This is a genomic window from Bradyrhizobium sp. YR681 (genome assembly GCF_000282615.1).
In the GTDB taxonomy this organism is placed as follows: domain Bacteria; phylum Pseudomonadota; class Alphaproteobacteria; order Rhizobiales; family Xanthobacteraceae; genus Bradyrhizobium.
Window position 1 is genome coordinate 1 of record NZ_AKIY01000304.1, and the last position, 16,299, is coordinate 16,299.

Genomic DNA, 16,299 nt, shown 5'->3' on the forward strand with positions numbered 1-16,299 from the left:
GGCTCGGCCGCCGTGAACACGCGCCAGAAGAAGGCGATCGCCGAGACCGCGCAGATCCAGGCGCAGATCGCCACCGACGTATCCTGCATCCATTCGTGTTGCGGACCTTCCTCCAGCACATATTCCAGCGTGCCGAGGAAGCCGGCCATGAACAACAGGCCCCACCAGTCGAAGCGGTCGAGCAGCTCGAAATGCGGCTCGTCGAAATCCACCAGAGCCAGCACGCCGAGGGTGATGCCGATGCCGGGCACGACGTTGATGAAGAACAGCCAGTTCCACGACATCAGGTCGGTGATGTAGCCGCCGACCGTCGGCCCGATGGTCGGGGCCAGCGTCGCGACCAGCCCGATGATGGGACCGACGATGTGGAATTTGGAGCGCGGGAAGACGGTGTAGGCCGAGGCGAACACCGTCGGGATCATGCCGGCGCCCAGGAATCCCTGCAGCGCGCGCCAGAGGATCATCTCCTCGATGGTGGTGGCAAAGCCGCACAGCAGGCTCGATACGGTGAAGCCGGCCGCCGAGATCGCGAACAGCAGCCGCGTGCCGAACGCGCGGGAGAGAAAGCCCGACAGCGGGATCGCGATCACTTCGGCGATCAGATAGGCGGTCTGGACCCAGGCGACCTCGCTGGAGCTCGCCGACAGTCCGGCCTGGATTTCACTGAGGGACGCGGAGACGATCTGGATGTCCAGGATCGACATGAACATCCCGAACACCATGATGATGAAGGCGAACAGCCGCTTCGGCGCGATGCGCTCCGAAGCGGGGTTCGCCATCATGGCGGGTGAAGCAGTCGTGGCGTTGGCCATGGTCCGACCTCGCAGCGCGCGGGTTGCGATTACTGCGGGTGGATCGCGGTGGGATCGTCGAGATCGATCTCGCTGTCGGCGTCGGCCGCGCCCTTGTTGGTGTCGACCGTCGCGTAGACCGACATGCCGGCGCGGAGCAGGTTCTGCTTCGCCACCGACTTCGGCACGCGAATGCGGACCGGCACGCGCTGCACGATCTTGGTGAAATTGCCGGTGGCGTTGTCGGGCGGCAGCAGCGTGAACACCGAGCCGGAGCCCGCCGCGATGCTGTCGACGACTCCCGAGAACTTGCGCATGCCATAGGCATCGACCTTGATCGTCACGGGCTGGCCGGGACGGATGCGCTTGAGCTGCGTTTCCTTGAAGTTGGCGTCGATATAGACGTCGTCGAGCGGCACGACATTGCCGAGGCGCTGGCCGACCGCGATGAAGTCGCCGGCGTTGACGAGACGGTTCGAGAACGTGCCGTCGACGGGCGCGCGCACCGCCGTGAAGGCGAGGTCGCGCTCGGCCTTGGCGAGCGTGGTCTTGAGCTCGGCGAGCTGCGCCTTCGCTTCGGCCTGCTGTGCCTTGGTGACGTCGACATTGCTGACGGCAACGTCGTAGGCGGCCTGCGCGGCCTTGACCGCGGCGGCGCCCTGGTCGCGTCCGGCTTCCGAGCTTTCGAACGTCGCACGCGAGGCAAAGCCCTTGCTGCTCAGCGCCTGCTGGCGCTCATAGTCGAGATCGGCGCGCTTGAGGCCGGCCTCGGCCGAGACGAGCTGCGCCTTGGCCTGCGCGACCTGGCTCTCCAGCGCCGCGACCTGGCGGCCGATGCGGTCGATGGTGGCCTGCTGGGTCGCGATCCGGGTCGCGGCGGCATCGACCGCGATCTTGTAGTCGCCGTCATCGATGCGGAAGATGATATCGCCGGCGCGCACCGTGGTGTTGTCACCGGCAAGGATCGAGGCGATGTGACCGGCCACGCGCGCGCCCAGCATGGTGTTGTTGGCGCGGACATAGGCGTCGTCGGTCGCAACATAGAAGCGGCCGACCAGCGTGTAATAGCCGGCATAGCTGGCAGCCGCGAGCGCGAGCACCAGGCCGATGCCCATCATGACGAATTTGCGCTTGCCGGATTTCGGTGCGGCGGCGGACGCGGTCGGCGCAGGTGCGGCCGGCTTGTCGGTCACGGGCTTCTCCGGCACCTCGGCGGTGCGGCGCTTGGCTTCTTCAGCCACATGAGAGCGCAACTGCTCGGCGAGGGCAGCAGATTTCTCGGTCGTCACTTCACTGCCCGCCTGCTCCGGCGTCGTCTCCACCGCTTCCTGGCGAAGGACGCGCGCAGCCTGGTCTCTCGATACGGCCATAACGGCCTCCCCAAAAAAACGCGATCAAGGACGGCCGTCCTGCGGCCGGTTCCTTTCGCTCATCCCAAATATCATTGACCGAACGGTTCGGTCAATATAGATAATATTCCCGATTGGACCCTAAGGAGCCGAATCCTTTATTCAGGTTTCACCGTCCAGGCCCCGACCCAAAAACCTTCCGAGACCCTGAACCAATGGTTGTAGCTGCCAGCGAACATCTGCACGTCATCCAGGAGGAGGACAGTTCCAAGCGCCGCCAGATCCTGGACGGGGCCCGCAAGGTGTTCATGGATCTTGGTTTTGACGGCGCCAGCATGGGCGAGATCGCCCGGGCGGCGCAGGTCTCCAAGGGCACGCTCTACGTCTACTTTGCCGACAAATGCGCGCTGTTCGAAGCCATCCTCGAGCAGGAGGCGCTGTTTCACGGCCAGGTCGTGTTCAATTTCGACCCGGTGCGCGACGCCGAGACCACGCTGAAGGATTTCGGCCAGGCCTACATCCACCTGCTCTGCCGGCCCGGCGGCGGCTCGGCGATCCGCACCGTGATGGCGATCGCCGAGCGCATGCCCGATGTCGGCCGCCGCTATTATCTGCGCGTGCTGGACAAGACCATCAACCGTCTGTCCGAGTATCTCAAAATCCATGTTGGCTCCGGCGATCTCAAGATCGACGATTGCGACCTTGCGGCGTCGCAGTTCATGGAACTGTGCAAGGCCTCGCTCTTCCTGCCCTTCGTGTTCCAGGCCGCGCCGCCGCCGTCTGAAGAGCGCATGACCGAGGTGGTCGACAGCGCGACGCGGATGTTTCTGGCGGCCTATCAAGCCAAGTGACAGCGGCAGGCCGCGCGTTGCACATTCCGGACTGACAGCCTTATATTCGGGCTCATGTCTCGTGATCTTCGCCCGCCCGTCGATATCCTCCATTATGAGATCGTCCAGGAACAGGCCTCGGCGCTTGGGCGAATGGGCCGCGCGCTCGAACAGGCGCTGACACGCCTGCGCGAGTTCGACGCCGCTAACGCTGCCCCGGAGTTGCCGGCTTCGATGCAGCCGGCGCGGCGCAAGCTGGTGCTGGAAGCCGGCCAGGCACTCTGGATGCTCGTGGTGCAGCGTGAGGCGTCCGGCTTGCGCGACAGCCGCCACATCATGCGCACCTACAACGTCCCGGGTGAGGTACAGCTGTGCATGGGCCTGGTCCCCGCGCCGTCAAAGCCGGGCCCGAGGTAGATTCAGAGCAGCTTGCGCTAGTCGGTCACCTGCTTCCTCAGCGCGGCGAGATCGTTGACGACCATCTTGGTCGGGCCGGTCGCGATGATGCCGTCGTCCTGAAGACGGTTGAGGATCAGGCTGATCGACTGCCGCGTCGCGCCGATCATGCGCGCGAGATTGGCCTGCGTCACGCGGCCGAGCGAGATCGGGCCGCTCTCGTCCTGCGCCGCGTTCTCGCACAGCTTGACCAGGAGCAGCACCAGCCGTTCGGCCGCCTTCTGCCCCGCCAGCGTCTGCGCCAGCATCGAATAGGTCTCGCCCTTGAAGCCGAGGCACTCGATCAGTGCGACCGCAAACGACGGCGACTGCGCGATCAACGTGCGGATCGCATCCTGGTCGAGATGCAGGGCCTCGACGCGCCCAAGCGCGCGAGCCGACCAGCTGTGGCGGTGATCGCCGAGAATGTAGGGGGCACCGACAAAATCGCCGGCCTCCCAGGTCGCCAGCATCAGTTCGCGCCCCTGCGTGCCCGCATGGGTGCTTTCGACGATCCCGTTCAGGATGATGTGGATGCCGTCCGCGGGCTCGCCTTCCCGCAACAGATATGCGCGGTTCTGGTAGGTCGCCAACCTGCCGGTGCGCATCACCAGGTCGAGATCGGGCTTGTCCAGCGCCTTCAGCACGTAACGTCCGGTCCCAGCCCTTCGCAACTCGGCGCACGGCTCGACTGGATCAGCCACCTCACGCGCATGCAGGCGCTCCACGCTCGGTCTCCCTTCGAGTGACGGCTCGAAGGCTAGGAGGTCTCGGATCGGATTGCAACGCGGCGCGGGTGATCAAGGTTGGGCTGCCGCCCCTGTGAATGCGCAGGCGAGGCCGGTGAGCAGGCGCTCCCGCCCGGCCGGCGCCAGAAAGGTGACGCCATAGGGTACGCCCGCCCCGGTCACCGCATTCGGCACCGCGATTGCCGCAAGCCCGAGCGGATTGGCGTAGTTGGTGTAATAGCCGTTGTTGAAATTGGCCGTCAGCGGATCACGCGCAACGTCCGCGATGCTGAGGATGGTGCCGACCGTCGGCACGACCAGCGCATCATGCGTCTGCCAGAAATCACGAAGAGAACGCTGGACTTCCCTGACCTCATAGAGGGCGCGGTAGGTATCAGCCGCAGAGAACTTCCGGCTGCCGATGACGAGGTCGCGCACGATCTGGACGCCGGCATCGGGATTGGCATCGAGGAACGCACCGACCGAGACATCCCGCTCGGCAAGGAACGGCCCGAAGAACATCAGGTCGTTGATCGAAGTGAACGGAGAGAAATCGACCGAGGCGATCGGCAGATCGAGCTGTCGCAGCCTGCGTAGCGCATCGCCGAACAGCCGTTCCGTCTCGTCATTGCCAAAGAACCTGAGCTGATCGAGGCGCGGCGTTGCGATCTTCAGCGGCCGCGCTGGTGAAGCCTGCTCAGTCCAGCCGGCAAAATCGACCGGCGAAAAGCAGTCGGCGGGATCATGCCGCGCCAGCACGCGGTAGACGTCGTAGGCATCGTCCGGCTGCTGCGTGTAGAGCGAGATGGTATCGAAGCTGCGGCACGCATAGACCATGCCGCGCTGGCTGAAGGCGCCGGGCGCGGGCTTGAAGCCGGTGACGCCGCAATAGGATGCCGGCACCCTGCCCGATCCGCCGGTGTCGGTGCCGAACGCAAAGGACGACGTCCCCGTCGCGACCGACACCGCTGCGCCGGAACTGGAGCCGCCGGGAATATAGTCGGCATGATGCGGGTTGCGCGCGATGCCGTAAGGCGAGCGCACACCGACCAGTCCGGTCGCGAACTGATCCATGTTGGTCTTGCCGATATAGATCGCGCCGGCGGCGATGGCGTCGGCCACCACGGGACTCGTATGCTGCGCGACATAGGCAAATTCCGGACAGGCCGACGTGGTCTGTTCGCCTGCGACGTCGATGCAATCCTTGACCGAGAACACGAGACCATAGAGCGGCAGCGCCTCGATCTCTCCGGTCCGCGCGTCGAGCACGCGCGCGGCGGCCATGACGCTCTCGGGTCTCGCCGTCGATATCCAGACGCCGCTCTGGTCATCGGCGTTCAGGCGGAGCAACACATGCGCAGCCACGTCGGATGGCCTGAGCGCGCCGCTGCGGTAGGCGGCACGGAGGTGCCGGGGTGAGATATCCATGTCGGTCACGTGCTTGCGGGAACGGGAGGGGCCGGCGAGGCGAGCCCGCCGGCAACTGGCCTTAACGGCCGATCACCTTTTCCAGATAGGCCGGCTGGAGGAAGGCTTCGAAGTCGGCGCGCGGCAACAGCTTGGGCAAGCGCTCCTGCTTCACCAGGAAGTCCGCGGTGGAGATCAGCGTATCGACGAACTTGCCCTTCTTCGCGGATGTGCCGAGATATTCCTCCGTAAGCTGCTTGCTGCACGGGACCATGCCCGTGCCCTTCATCATCCGTGTCGCGTCGGGAAGTGGCAGCGACAGTTCTTCCGCGATGATCTCGGCGGTCTTCTCCGGGTTCTTCAGCCAGAAATCGATGCCCTCGCACTCGGCCTTGATGAACTTCTCGACATACGACGGATATTTCTCCGCGAACGCGTTCATGACGACGCCGATATCCCAGGTCGGATAGCCGCGCTTGGTCATCTCGCCCGAGGTAATGAGTATCTTGCCGCCGTTCTTGACCGCCTTGTCGAGGTTTGGCTCCCAGAACCACGCGGCATCGATATCGCCGCGAAGCCATGCCGCGGCGATGTCAGACGGCGCGAGATCGAGAATCTTCATCGAGGCGGGATCGACACCCTCGTCCTTCAGCGCCTGGAGCAGCAGGTAGTGCGTCGTCGATCCGAACGGCGCGGCAACCGTCTTGCCCTTGAGGTCCTTGAGAGAGGTGATGTTCTTGTCGGTGCGGACGACCATCGCTTCGACATAGTCGAGCAGGTTGATCACGAGAATGCCCTTGATCGGCAGCGCCCGGGTCGCGCCGATCGCGGTCGGCGGATTGCCGAGGCCGCCGAAGTCAACGTCGTTGCCTGCGATCGCCCGCAGCATGTCGCCGCCGCCGCCAACCTTGACGTATTTGATGTCGACGCCCGGCATCTCCTTGCCCAGCAGCCCGAGATGTTTCGTCACGAGTTGCGCGTTCACCAGGTTCAGATAACCGACGGTCACCTTCGCCGGCTTGTCCTCGGCCCGCGCCGCCGCCGCGAGCGCAAACGTGGAAACGACAAGAGTTGCAATCAGTCTGTTCATCATATCGATCTCTCCTCGATCAGGATCAGGATCAGGTTCGGGCCCACGGCATCAACAATCTGGCGATTCCCCGCATCGTGAGGTCGAGCACGACGCCTGTGAGGCCGAGCACGATCAGGCCCATGATCACGACGTCGGACAGCAGGAATTTTGCCGCATCCCAGATCATCCAGCCGATGCCGGCGGAGGCCGCCACGATCTCGGCGGCGACGAGGACGGTGTAGGTGAAGCCGAGCGAGATGCGCATGCCGGCGAGGATCAAGGGTCCCGCCGCAGGCAGATAGACGTGGAACAGCAGATGGCGCCTGGTCGCACCGAGCGACTGCGCGGCCCGCACATAGACGGGATCGACACTGGTGACGGCCTGGATGGTCGAGATCACGATTCCCGGCAGGCCGGCGAGGAACAGCAGCGACAGCTTCGAGCTCTCGCCGATGCCGAGCCACATCACCAGCAGCGTATAAAGTCCGAGCGGCGGCAGCGGCCGATAGAACTCGATCAGCGGATTGAGCAGCGCGCGTGCGTTGCCCGACACGCCCATGAGAACACCGAGCGGAATGCCGACGAGGCACGCCAACGCGAACGCCGTGAGGATGCGGTAAAGGCTGGCGCCGAGATGCTGGAGCAGCGTCGCGCCCTGGTAGCCCTTTGTCATGGTCTTGACGAATGCGGCCCAGACTGCCTGCGGCTTCGGCAGGAACAGCTCGTTGGCCCAGCCCATCTCCGTCACCACGGTCCAGGCCGCCAAAAGGAGCGCGACGGTGAGCGACGACAGCAGAAAAGAACGAGAAATCTTTGGGAGCCTCAGTTTCGGTTGGCCCCGCCGCGTGCGATCCGTGGAAATCGGAACGTCCATCGGACTTGCCTCGACACTCATGTGCGCACTCCCAGGATCTGCATGATGGTCAGCGCGTAAATCCGCGTCGCCATCACCGACTTGGTGATCGAGATGTTCTCGTTGTCGACCGCCCAGCCGTCCTCGCCGGGACCGAAGGTCACGGCGTTGATGCCGGCTTCGCGGAAACGGATGGTGTCGTTGAAGGCGTTCTTGCGGTTGACACCGGGCTCGCGGCCCATCAGGCGTCGATAGACCGCGCGCAACGAGCGGCAAGGCTCTTCTTCGACCGGCACCGGCTCGGTCGCGTTGACGAACAGCGAGCCGGGCACCTGGCGTACGCGGATGCCGACATCGTTGACGCCCGCGAATGTCTCCTGCCCGATCCGCTCGATGTCGGAGATCACGCTTCCGAGCGTCATGCCCGGCACGATGCCGACCACCGCAAGCGTGATGGTGCAGGCATCAGGCGAGAACTGCATCTCGCCGGGCAGGCCACCGCGGATGCGCACCACCGAGCAGCAGGGCGGCGTGTGCCCCATGAACTTGCTGGGCACGTGCGTGAATGCCATCTCCTTCAGCTTCGGCAACAGCTTCCCCGCCTCCATGATGGCGTTGACGCTGATGTCGGGACGCCAGATGTGCGACTTGATGCCCTCGACCGTGACCTCGATCAGGCAATGGCCGGAATTGGCCACCGAGAGGTTCATGCCCCAATCGTTGGACACGTCGCCCCACGCGGTCGGCTCGGCCGTAATCTCGTAGTCGGCGGTGAGCCCGACCTTGTCGAGCATGTAGATCGAGCCCTCGGTGCCGTTGCGCTCCTCGTCGACGGTGTAGCAGCACATCAAGGTGCCATCGAACTTGACGCCTTCCTCGATCAGCGCCTGAACCGCGAGCAGCGACGCCGCCAGATTGCCGCGCGTGTCGGAGGTACCCCGCGCATAGAGCAGGTCGCCATGCCGCGTGGCCTTGAACGGATCGAAATCCGTCATGTGCCACTTCTCGGGCTCGGCGACCGGATAGGTATCGAGGTGGTCGTTCAGGATCAGCGACGGCGCGCCCTCCCGGCCTTTCAGCACGCCGAGAACGTTCGGCCGGTGCGGCTGCGCGCTGTGTTTTGTCACGTCCATGCCGAGAGCTTCGAGCTTGCCGGCGACCAGCATCGAGATCGCCTCTTCCTCGGCCGGCGGCAGGTCGGGATCGAGCGGATTGCCGGAGCGCGGCTGACCGGTTCGGATCAGTTCGGATGCCAGGTCAAGCCAGCGCTGCTCCGTGATGCGCGACAGCACGCGCTGTTCGAGATCGGAGTAAGGCGGGGTGACGGACATCTGCATGACGGGTTCCGTTGGCTCGCAGCGCCAGGCGCGCCGCTTCGTGACGGCTCCCTCATTGCAGCGACCGTGCCAACCGCCGGCAAAACTACTCAGGACACGATTAGTGTTTTCGGTTCAATGATTTGAGCGATAATCGCGACCGCGCAAATTTTTGCGCCCGAAAGACGCTTTGCCGAAGACACAGCGCCCGCTGAGCAGGCCAGCCTCAGTGCCGCAATGGCTGGTCCATATCTTCCATGCGACGCCAGCCATGCACGATTTGCCGGCCGACGCGGACGAACGCAAAGCAATGGCCGCCGCCGGCGGGCTGATCGTGGACGCGATCGATGGGATGGCCGGCGATGTGGCAGAACAGCAGCGTGCCGACGGCGCCGTGGCCGACGAAGAGAACGTCGCCCGCGCGTTTGCGCCCGAGCACCTCGTCTGCCTCACGCACGATGCGCGCCTGCGCGTCCACGGCGCGCTCCCAGCCGCGGACACTGAGATGCGGCTGCGCAAAGAATTGATCGGCCACCGCTTCGAACTCGACCGGCCTCAGGAAGCCGGTCGCGGAGCGGTCGTTCTCGTGCATGGCCTCGCGGATCTCGATCATGAGGCCGAGCCTGGCGGCGATGATCTCGGCAGTCTCGATCGCCTTGCGTTCGCCGCTGGAGACGATCTGCGTGGTGTTCGCAAGCCAGCCCGCGCTCGCCGCGGCCTCGGTGCGCCCGCGGCCGACCGGGCTCAGGCCCCATTGCGGCACCGGCACGGCGGGATCGATCTGCACCTGCGGATGGGTGAGATAGCGGACGATGGACATTTCAGTTGACGCGATCGTAGCCCGCTTGGAGCGAAGCGGAATGCGGGGACAACGTTCCCGGATTGCGCTTCGCTCCATCCGGGCTGCTGGCGAACTCGTCTAGTCGTCGGCGTACTCGTCTTCTTCCTGCTTGCGCGTCGTGCTCTTGCGCGTTCCGAGCGAGCCGGTGATGGTGGGGTCGCGCCGGCCGGCGTAAGGGTTGCGCTGCTGGGCGCGGCCCGCGACCTCTTCGCCGGAGACGGCGGCAGGCTGGCAGATCAGCCGGCGGCTGGCGCGGCGCATCAGATCGACATGGATGTGATCGTAATGATAGACGTTCGATCCCGGCGCCAGCACCGTGGTGAAATGCACGCAGGCGCCCGACTGCACGTCGCGCAAGAAGCCCTGCTCTTCCGGCATGCCGCGCCAGCCGTCCTTGACGGTGACGCGCCGGCCGTCGGCGAGCACGAAGGCGGCGATGTCGAGCGCATTGCCGAAGGCATGCTCCGAAATGTGGGCATGCGAGTTGCCGTTCATGCCGCGGCAGGAATAGGCGGAGATCTGCTTGATCTCGGCGACGCGGGCGCCGAACCAGCGCATCGCCGAGGGCTGCACGGTGTCGGCGAGCCAGCGGTCGAGCTCGGACACGATCGGACAGGCCAGCGTCGCAGTCGGCTTGATCGCGACCGGGCCGACGGCGGTGACGGGATTGCCCTGCGCGGGACCAAGGCGCGGCAGCGGTTGCGGCGCCGGCGGCTGCGAATATGGCGCCGCCGACCGGGCCGGATAGCTCGGCGCATTCATGTAGCGCGCGGCGCTCGCGGCATCGGCGCCCTCCGGCGGCAGATCGATCTCGTCGTCCTGCGGCGCCACGCCGGGCGCGTTCAGCGGCATCGGGCCGGGCGAGGCGCCATAGCCGGCAGGCTGGCGCACCGCGCTCTCGGGATAGTTTGGCCGTTGCGGATAGGGCGATGCCGGAGCGATCTGGCCCTGCGGATAGTTCGGTCGCGGCTGCGTCACCGGCCAACGCGGCTGGCCGCCGACGCTCCCCGGCGGACGCAGCTCCTCGTCGGCAAAGCCGTAGCTGCTCGAGGGCTCGCCGATGGCGGCGACCTTGAGCGGATACTCGGCGCCGCACATGCCGGGCCCCGAGATCGGGTCGATACGGACGATGTCCGCACTTTCCTTGACCGCTCCCGATTTCAGGCAAGCGGCTTCGGCCTCGGCCCGCCACGGTTCGCGCTCGGCCTGGAAAAAGCCGCGTCCGCAACCCGCAAGCGAAACAAGGACGATGGAGCCGACGAGATACAAACGAACTCCGCGCGTCATGCACGCAGGTTCGGTGAATTTACTTAAAGACTCTTCAACACGTTGATTTCAGTGTTCTTTAACCATGACGGGCGCGGCAACGCCGGCGGCTGCCGAAGATGAGCGACAGCAAGGCTGACTTTTTCGAAAGCGCACTTTCTGTTAACCATGAATCTGCGCGTCAGGCAGCGCGCATGGAGGGAGCCACCTCATGACGTTCGCCGGGAGACTGAGTGTAGTCACCGCGTACCTCGCCATGGCCTTTGTCGGCGCCATCGTGCTCGGCATGATCTAGATTTTACCAACGGCATTGCCAGTTCGCCCGGCGCTTCCAGCCACCCGGCGTTTTGCTGCGTGCCAAATCCTGCGACGCTACGACCTTGCGCCCCACGACCGCGACGTCGTGACCATCTGATCACGCGGCTCCTCGACGCGCGTCCAGTCGTTGCCGGAGCACCAGAAGCGGCCGATCGCGCAGGCTTCGACGTAGAGCTTGCCGGAGCTCTTCAGCGTCATCGTGCCATAATAGGTGTTGCCGCTGGAGCGGCTGTAGATGCTGCCGGTCCAGGAATCGTGCGACTTCGACTTCATGTTGACGAGCACGCTCTCGCCGCGGCTCGACGTCTCGGTCAGCACGTAGCCGCACAGCGCGGGGCCGCAGCGTTCGATGCGGACCAGGCCCTTGGCGCCGTCGCTCTCCCATTGCCCGAGCGGCAGATAGGCAGACTCATCGTCGCTGCGCTTCGCGCTGGTTTGGGCAGGCCTGATCTCGGGGTCCGCAGCCGGCGGCTCCATCCGCGGCGGGTCGAGCGTCATGGTCTTCGGTGGATCCAGGCGTGACAGCTCCACCCGCGGCGGATTGGGGCTCAGCGCCTCCAGTTTTGGCGCCGGCGGCGGTGCGACGGGCTGTGATGCCGCAGCAGCCAGGACCGGGGCCGGCGGTGCCGGTGGCGGGGCGACGACGGTCGCTTGCACTGGCCTCGCCGGAGCAACCGGCTGCGGCGCCTGAACCACCGGTGCGGGCGCAGGCGGCGGGGCGGATGCCGCGCCGGCATCGTCCGTCGACCGGAAGCTGCGGCTGGACACCGAAACGCATGATGTGGAGCGGCAATTGCGCGGCGCTTCGACATGGAACCGGTGGCCGCCGATCGAGAAGGCGTAGGAGCCGGCCTGCGCCGAGGGTGCCATCGCGGTCAGTGCGATCACGATGCCAAGCGAAGTCACAAGCCGCGTCATCGGCGCCTCCATCTGTGTCGCGACGAGATTACGCGGGATACGCGGCGGCTGAATGTGCGCTGCCTCACCCATCGGCAGTGGCCCCCTTGTGACGCCCGTCACGGAAGGCGCGGCCAGACCGGCCTAGGGTCGAACCACGCTTCATCCACCAGCGACTTCGTCCATATCGGGACCCGCATTTTTCGGAGGTTGTCATGAACAAGCTCACCATCGCCGCCGCCGCGCTCTTCCTCGCTTCGACCGCCGCAGCCCATGCCGGCAATACGATCTCGTTCCAGATCGAGGGCCAGCACATCCGCATCGAGACCCCGCGCAACTGTGCCTCGCTCAATTGCGTGACCATCGTGGCGCCGGGCCTGTCGGACAAGCCGATCAAGCTGAACAACATCAACCTCAAGGGCCTCGGCGGCTCCAAGGACGACGATGCCGACACCACGCCGGCTCCGGCCACCACCACCGCGCAGCCCGCACCGGCCCGCGTGCAGCCGCAGGCGCCTGTGCCAGCGACCGCGCCGGCCGCCCCCGCCGTTGCTCCCGCCGCTCCGGCAACCACCATCGCCGCCGCGCCGCCCGTCGACACAACGGCGCAGCCTGCGCCGGTTGCAGCTCCCGCTCCGGCCGCGGCTGCGCCCGCTCCTGCTTATGTGCCCGCTCCGGCTCCGGTTGCCGCTGCGCCGGTGCAAGCCGCCAACACGCCGATCGGCGTCTGGGCGACCGAAGAGAACAAGGGCAATGTCCGTGTCGAACAGTGCGGCGCCAATCTCTGCGGTTATGCCGAGAAGACCAACGAGCGCATCCTGATCAACATGAAGCCCGATGGCGCCAAGTGGAGCGGCCGCATCCACGATCCCGACTCCGGCCGCAATTACGACTCGACGATCGCGATGAAGGGCCCGAATGCGATGCGCGTGCAGGGCTGCGCCTTCGGCGGCATGTTCTGCGGCGGCCAGACCTGGAAGCGCGTGAGCTGACACCGACCACATCGCGGCTGACAAGCCTTCTTGTTCTTATCATGGCGCCACGTCCCTGACACCGGGACGTGGCGTTTGAACATTCACCTCCCCCGTGCGACACATGTTCATCCGCCATTCAGCCTGATGCGGCTGATATCGGCGGACCTCGCCTTGCGTTCTCACCGGGACTTCATTCGTGGCTTTGATGGTGGCTTGGCGCCGCTTCGTGTTTGCTGTTGCGCTGCTGGCCATGCCGCTGGCCGGCGCGACCGCCGCATCGGCGTCCGAGACGATCGAGCTTGCGCAGGCACAGCCGCAAGCACAGCCGACGCCGGCGCCCTCCCCGGCGCCAGCGGCGTCCCCGGCACCGACTGCGGATACGCAACCCGCCGCCGTCGAGCCGATCGGCAACGTCGCGACCGTCACGGGAATCGCGACCGTGATCCGCGACAGGAATTCCTATCCGCTGCGGGTGCGCGACGACATCTATCTCAACGACATCGTCCAGACCTCGTCGAACTCCGCGCTCGGCATCACCTTCAACGACGCGACCACGTTCAATCTCTCCGCCAGCGCCAAGATCACCATCGACAATTACGTCTATGAGGACGGCGGCAAGCAGAATTCGGCGATCTTCGACATCGGCAAGGGCACGGTGGCCTTCGTGGCGGCGGCGGTGGCGAAGACCGGCGACATGAAGATCGCGACGCCGACCGCCACGCTCGGCATCCGCGGCACCACCGGCGTCGTCGACGTGCCCGAAGGCGCGGCAGCCAACGCCGCGAACAACGTCAACATCAAGCTCTATCCCGACGCCGACGGCCGGGTCGGCCACATCGAGGTCAACGACCGCAGCAGCGGCACGCGGCTCGGCGCGCTGACACAGGCTGCGAGTGGTTTTGCGATCCGCCCGGGTAGCGGCGGCGCAGGCGGCATGCGCTTTGCCGCCGTGCCGATCACGATCGCCCCGCAGCAGATCGCGCGCGACCGCGGCTTCGTCAGCCAGGTGCATCTGGCCCAGACCACGGGACGGCAGATCATCACCGAGCAGCGCGACTTCCGCCGCGCCAATCCGGCCGCGATCAGCCGCATTCCGCGGCCGGCGCAGCCGCCGCAACAGCAGCAATTGCGGCCCAACACTGCGCCTGGCCAGCCGGGCGCGCCGAACCGCCAGGGGGCCCAGCCGCAACGGCGCGGCGAAGGCGGCGCAGTGCAGCCGGGCAATCCGCGCGCGGATCGACCGGCAGGCGTGCCGCGTACCGGACCCGGCGCGACACCCGGCAGCCCGCCGCCGGCGCGGCCGGCGCGCACGGGACGGACTCCGGTCGAGCCGGGCGGAGCTGTGCCGCTTCCGCCTGGCGGGACCACGGCACCGCAGCCCGGCAGGCCGCCGCGCGCCGGCATCGAGCCAGGCCGCGCGGCCGGCGCTCCGCCACCGAGCGTACGCCCGGGCGCAATGCCGCAACGCTTGCCCGCCGCGCCGCGCAAGCCGGCACCGGCTCCGAAGGAGAAGAAGGAGCGGCGGTGACGGTGCTACCTCCTCACCATGAGGATCAACGTCGCTCGCACCGCTCTTTCCTCCGTCATTGCGAGCGCAGCGAAGCAATCCAGAGTCCCTCCACGGAAAGATTCTGGATTGCTTCGCTACGCTCGCAATGACGACTTGGAGACAACGCGCGATGACAACTCACGCCTCGCCGCGCAGCCACGCCCTCACCTTTTGCAGCAGCCCGTGGCGCAGCTCGTCGACCGAAGCGGCTTCGGCTGGCGTCAGCGCCTGCAAGGCCGCATCGACGTCGTCGGTGACAGGCGCCGTCGGCTCTGAAGGGCGCGCGGGCGCATCCGGCAGCCCCGAAGCGGCGAGCGCGATGGGACCGACCTGGATCAGGAACGCGCGCTCATATTCCCGCGACAGGCGCGCGATTGCGTCCTCCAGCGTCAGCCAGTCGACCGCCTTGATATCGTTCATCAGCTTGCGGACAGGACCGCCATTGGCCTCCATCCGCCAGAAATGCACGGCCTTGGAGCGCCCGCCGGACTGGTAGACCAGCGTGCCCAGAAATTCGTGGATGGCGACCTCGTGGCCGGTCTCTTCGAGCACTTCGCGGTGCGCGGCCTGCTTCGGCGTTTCGCCGTCGTCGAGCTTGCCCTTGGGCAAGACCCATTCGTTGCGCTTGCGCTGGCGCACGATCGCGAACAGCGGCGGCGCACCACGCCGCAGCACAATCCCACCCGCCGCCAGTACCGGCGCCCGCGCCATCACCGAATCCGTATCGATCGAACCGTCCCCGCCGACCATATAAGCGGCGGGGACGGCGGATTGAAGGCTAGTTTCTTCTCAGCAGCGCCTGACCGGCGCGAATGCGCGAGCCTTCGGCGATGCCTTCGCAGAAGGCAAAATCGCCGGGCGCGAGGATGATGATGGTCGAGCCGTGCTCGAACCAGCCGAGCTCCTCGCCCTTGGTCACATCGACATCGCAGGGGAAGTTGACCGGGCCGCGTGTCTGCGCATTCAGCACCATGTCGAGGAAGTGCAACCGGATGCTCGCGACCAGGATCGCTGCAACCGGCACCAGCGTCACGGCTTCGCCTGAGCTGAGGTGAGTCCGGATCACCGCGCGCTCGTTCTTGCAGAACAGACGCTCGACCCGCTTCAACGCGATCGGGTTGACGTTCCAGACATCGCCATGGATCAGCGTGACGCGCTCGATATGCGCATCGAAGGGCGCGTGGAAGCGGTGATACATGCTCGAGGTCAGCCGCAGCGTGACGAAGCTTCCATTGCGGTGCTGGTCGACCAGCGCGGAATCGCCGAGCAGGTCGAGCAGCGAATAGGGCGCGCCCTTGACCTGGAACAGCTCGGTGTCGGCGATCCTGCCATGGGCACCGACGATGCCGTCGGACGGGCTGGCGACGACGGAATGGTCCGGATCGAACGGCCGCAGGCCCGGCTTGAGCTCGCGGGTGAAGCAGTCGTGCAGGCTCCTGAAATGAGTTTTCTTCGCCTCAGACAGATCGAGGTCGGAGAACAGCTTCCACAGCGCGATCGAGACGTCCCGCACCAGTGGGTTCTCGATCTTGGAGAACCAACCCATGAAGCGGGTCAGCGCGGCGCGGGGGATGCGGTTGGTCAACAGGAAGTTGAGGTCTTCCTGCTGGGTGAAAGAGGCGATGAGGGCTTTGACTGTCATGAATCTGTCAGCTCGCAGTATTAGCGCTTGT

At 65.9% G+C, this 16,299-nt stretch carries 16 protein-coding genes; 4 read left to right on the plus strand and 12 right to left on the minus strand.

Going from position 1 to position 16,299, the window contains the following annotated elements:
* Both PMI42_RS33050 and PMI42_RS33055 read right to left on the minus strand, forming a co-directional pair.
* A partial coding sequence (locus PMI42_RS33050) for a DHA2 family efflux MFS transporter permease subunit (RefSeq protein ID WP_008143171.1) occupies positions 1-812 on the minus strand: 812 nt, incomplete at its 3' end.
* Positions 813-841: 29 nt separating this feature from the next.
* Positions 842-2,161, minus strand: coding sequence for an HlyD family secretion protein (locus tag PMI42_RS33055; RefSeq protein ID WP_008143173.1), 1,320 nt, complete (start codon positions 2,159-2,161; stop codon positions 842-844).
* 194 nt (positions 2,162-2,355) lie between these two features.
* Between PMI42_RS33055 and PMI42_RS33060 the strand changes: the two genes are divergently transcribed.
* Positions 2,356-2,991: a TetR/AcrR family transcriptional regulator gene (locus tag PMI42_RS33060; RefSeq protein ID WP_008143176.1), complete on the plus strand. Its 636-nt coding sequence runs from the start codon at positions 2,356-2,358 to the stop codon at positions 2,989-2,991.
* A 54-nt stretch (positions 2,992-3,045) separates the two neighbouring features.
* Entirely contained in the window at positions 3,046-3,387 is a 342-nt protein-coding gene (locus PMI42_RS33065; RefSeq protein WP_008143178.1) for a DUF6665 family protein, read from the plus strand.
* A gap of 17 nt (positions 3,388-3,404) precedes the next feature.
* Here PMI42_RS33065 and PMI42_RS33070 read toward each other — a convergent pair whose 3' ends face one another.
* The 8 genes from PMI42_RS33070 to PMI42_RS33105 all read right to left on the minus strand — a co-directional run bounded on the left by PMI42_RS33070 (position 3,405) and on the right by PMI42_RS33105 (position 12,124).
* A complete protein-coding gene (locus PMI42_RS33070; protein ID WP_008143180.1) occupies positions 3,405-4,133 on the minus strand; it encodes a Crp/Fnr family transcriptional regulator in 729 nt (242 codons plus the stop codon).
* A gap of 72 nt (positions 4,134-4,205) precedes the next feature.
* On the minus strand, positions 4,206-5,561 hold the full coding sequence (locus tag PMI42_RS33075; RefSeq protein WP_008143182.1) for an amidase family protein: 1,356 nt from the start codon (positions 5,559-5,561) through the stop codon (positions 4,206-4,208).
* A 61-nt stretch (positions 5,562-5,622) separates the two neighbouring features.
* Positions 5,623-6,633 (minus strand): taurine ABC transporter substrate-binding protein, encoded by a 1,011-nt coding sequence (locus PMI42_RS33080; RefSeq protein ID WP_008143185.1) that lies wholly within the window; start codon positions 6,631-6,633, stop codon positions 5,623-5,625.
* Between the two features lie 28 nt (positions 6,634-6,661).
* Positions 6,662-7,378, minus strand: coding sequence for an ABC transporter permease (locus tag PMI42_RS33085; protein ID WP_240535310.1), 717 nt, complete (start codon positions 7,376-7,378; stop codon positions 6,662-6,664).
* Positions 7,379-7,503: 125 nt separating this feature from the next.
* A complete protein-coding gene (locus PMI42_RS33090) occupies positions 7,504-8,802 on the minus strand; it encodes a M20 family metallopeptidase (RefSeq protein ID WP_008143189.1) in 1,299 nt (432 codons plus the stop codon).
* A 205-nt stretch (positions 8,803-9,007) separates the two neighbouring features.
* Complete coding sequence (locus PMI42_RS33095) at positions 9,008-9,601, minus strand: histidine phosphatase family protein (RefSeq protein WP_008143192.1); 594 nt, start codon at positions 9,599-9,601, stop codon at positions 9,008-9,010.
* A 99-nt stretch (positions 9,602-9,700) separates the two neighbouring features.
* Positions 9,701-10,909 (minus strand): extensin family protein, encoded by a 1,209-nt coding sequence (locus PMI42_RS33100; protein ID WP_008143194.1) that lies wholly within the window; start codon positions 10,907-10,909, stop codon positions 9,701-9,703.
* A gap of 351 nt (positions 10,910-11,260) precedes the next feature.
* Entirely contained in the window at positions 11,261-12,124 is an 864-nt protein-coding gene (locus PMI42_RS33105; RefSeq protein WP_008143195.1) for a DUF2147 domain-containing protein, read from the minus strand.
* A 194-nt stretch (positions 12,125-12,318) separates the two neighbouring features.
* Here PMI42_RS33105 and PMI42_RS33110 point away from each other — a divergent pair, with 194 nt between their 5' ends.
* Both PMI42_RS33110 and PMI42_RS33115 read left to right on the plus strand, forming a co-directional pair.
* Positions 12,319-13,095, plus strand: coding sequence for a DUF2147 domain-containing protein (locus PMI42_RS33110; protein WP_008143197.1), 777 nt, complete (start codon positions 12,319-12,321; stop codon positions 13,093-13,095).
* Between the two features lie 187 nt (positions 13,096-13,282).
* On the plus strand, positions 13,283-14,605 hold the full coding sequence (locus tag PMI42_RS33115) for a FecR domain-containing protein (RefSeq protein ID WP_008143199.1): 1,323 nt from the start codon (positions 13,283-13,285) through the stop codon (positions 14,603-14,605).
* A 159-nt stretch (positions 14,606-14,764) separates the two neighbouring features.
* Here PMI42_RS33115 and PMI42_RS33120 read toward each other — a convergent pair whose 3' ends face one another.
* Together PMI42_RS33120 and asd are read right to left on the minus strand one after the other, a co-directional pair.
* Positions 14,765-15,337, minus strand: coding sequence for an NUDIX hydrolase (locus PMI42_RS33120; protein WP_035967349.1), 573 nt, complete (start codon positions 15,335-15,337; stop codon positions 14,765-14,767).
* Between the two features lie 67 nt (positions 15,338-15,404).
* The gene (gene asd, locus PMI42_RS33125) at positions 15,405-16,268 is read right to left on the minus strand and encodes an archaetidylserine decarboxylase (protein WP_008143203.1); all 864 of its coding nucleotides are present in this window, start codon (positions 16,266-16,268) and stop codon (positions 15,405-15,407) included.
* Between the last annotated feature and the right edge of the window lie 31 nt (positions 16,269-16,299).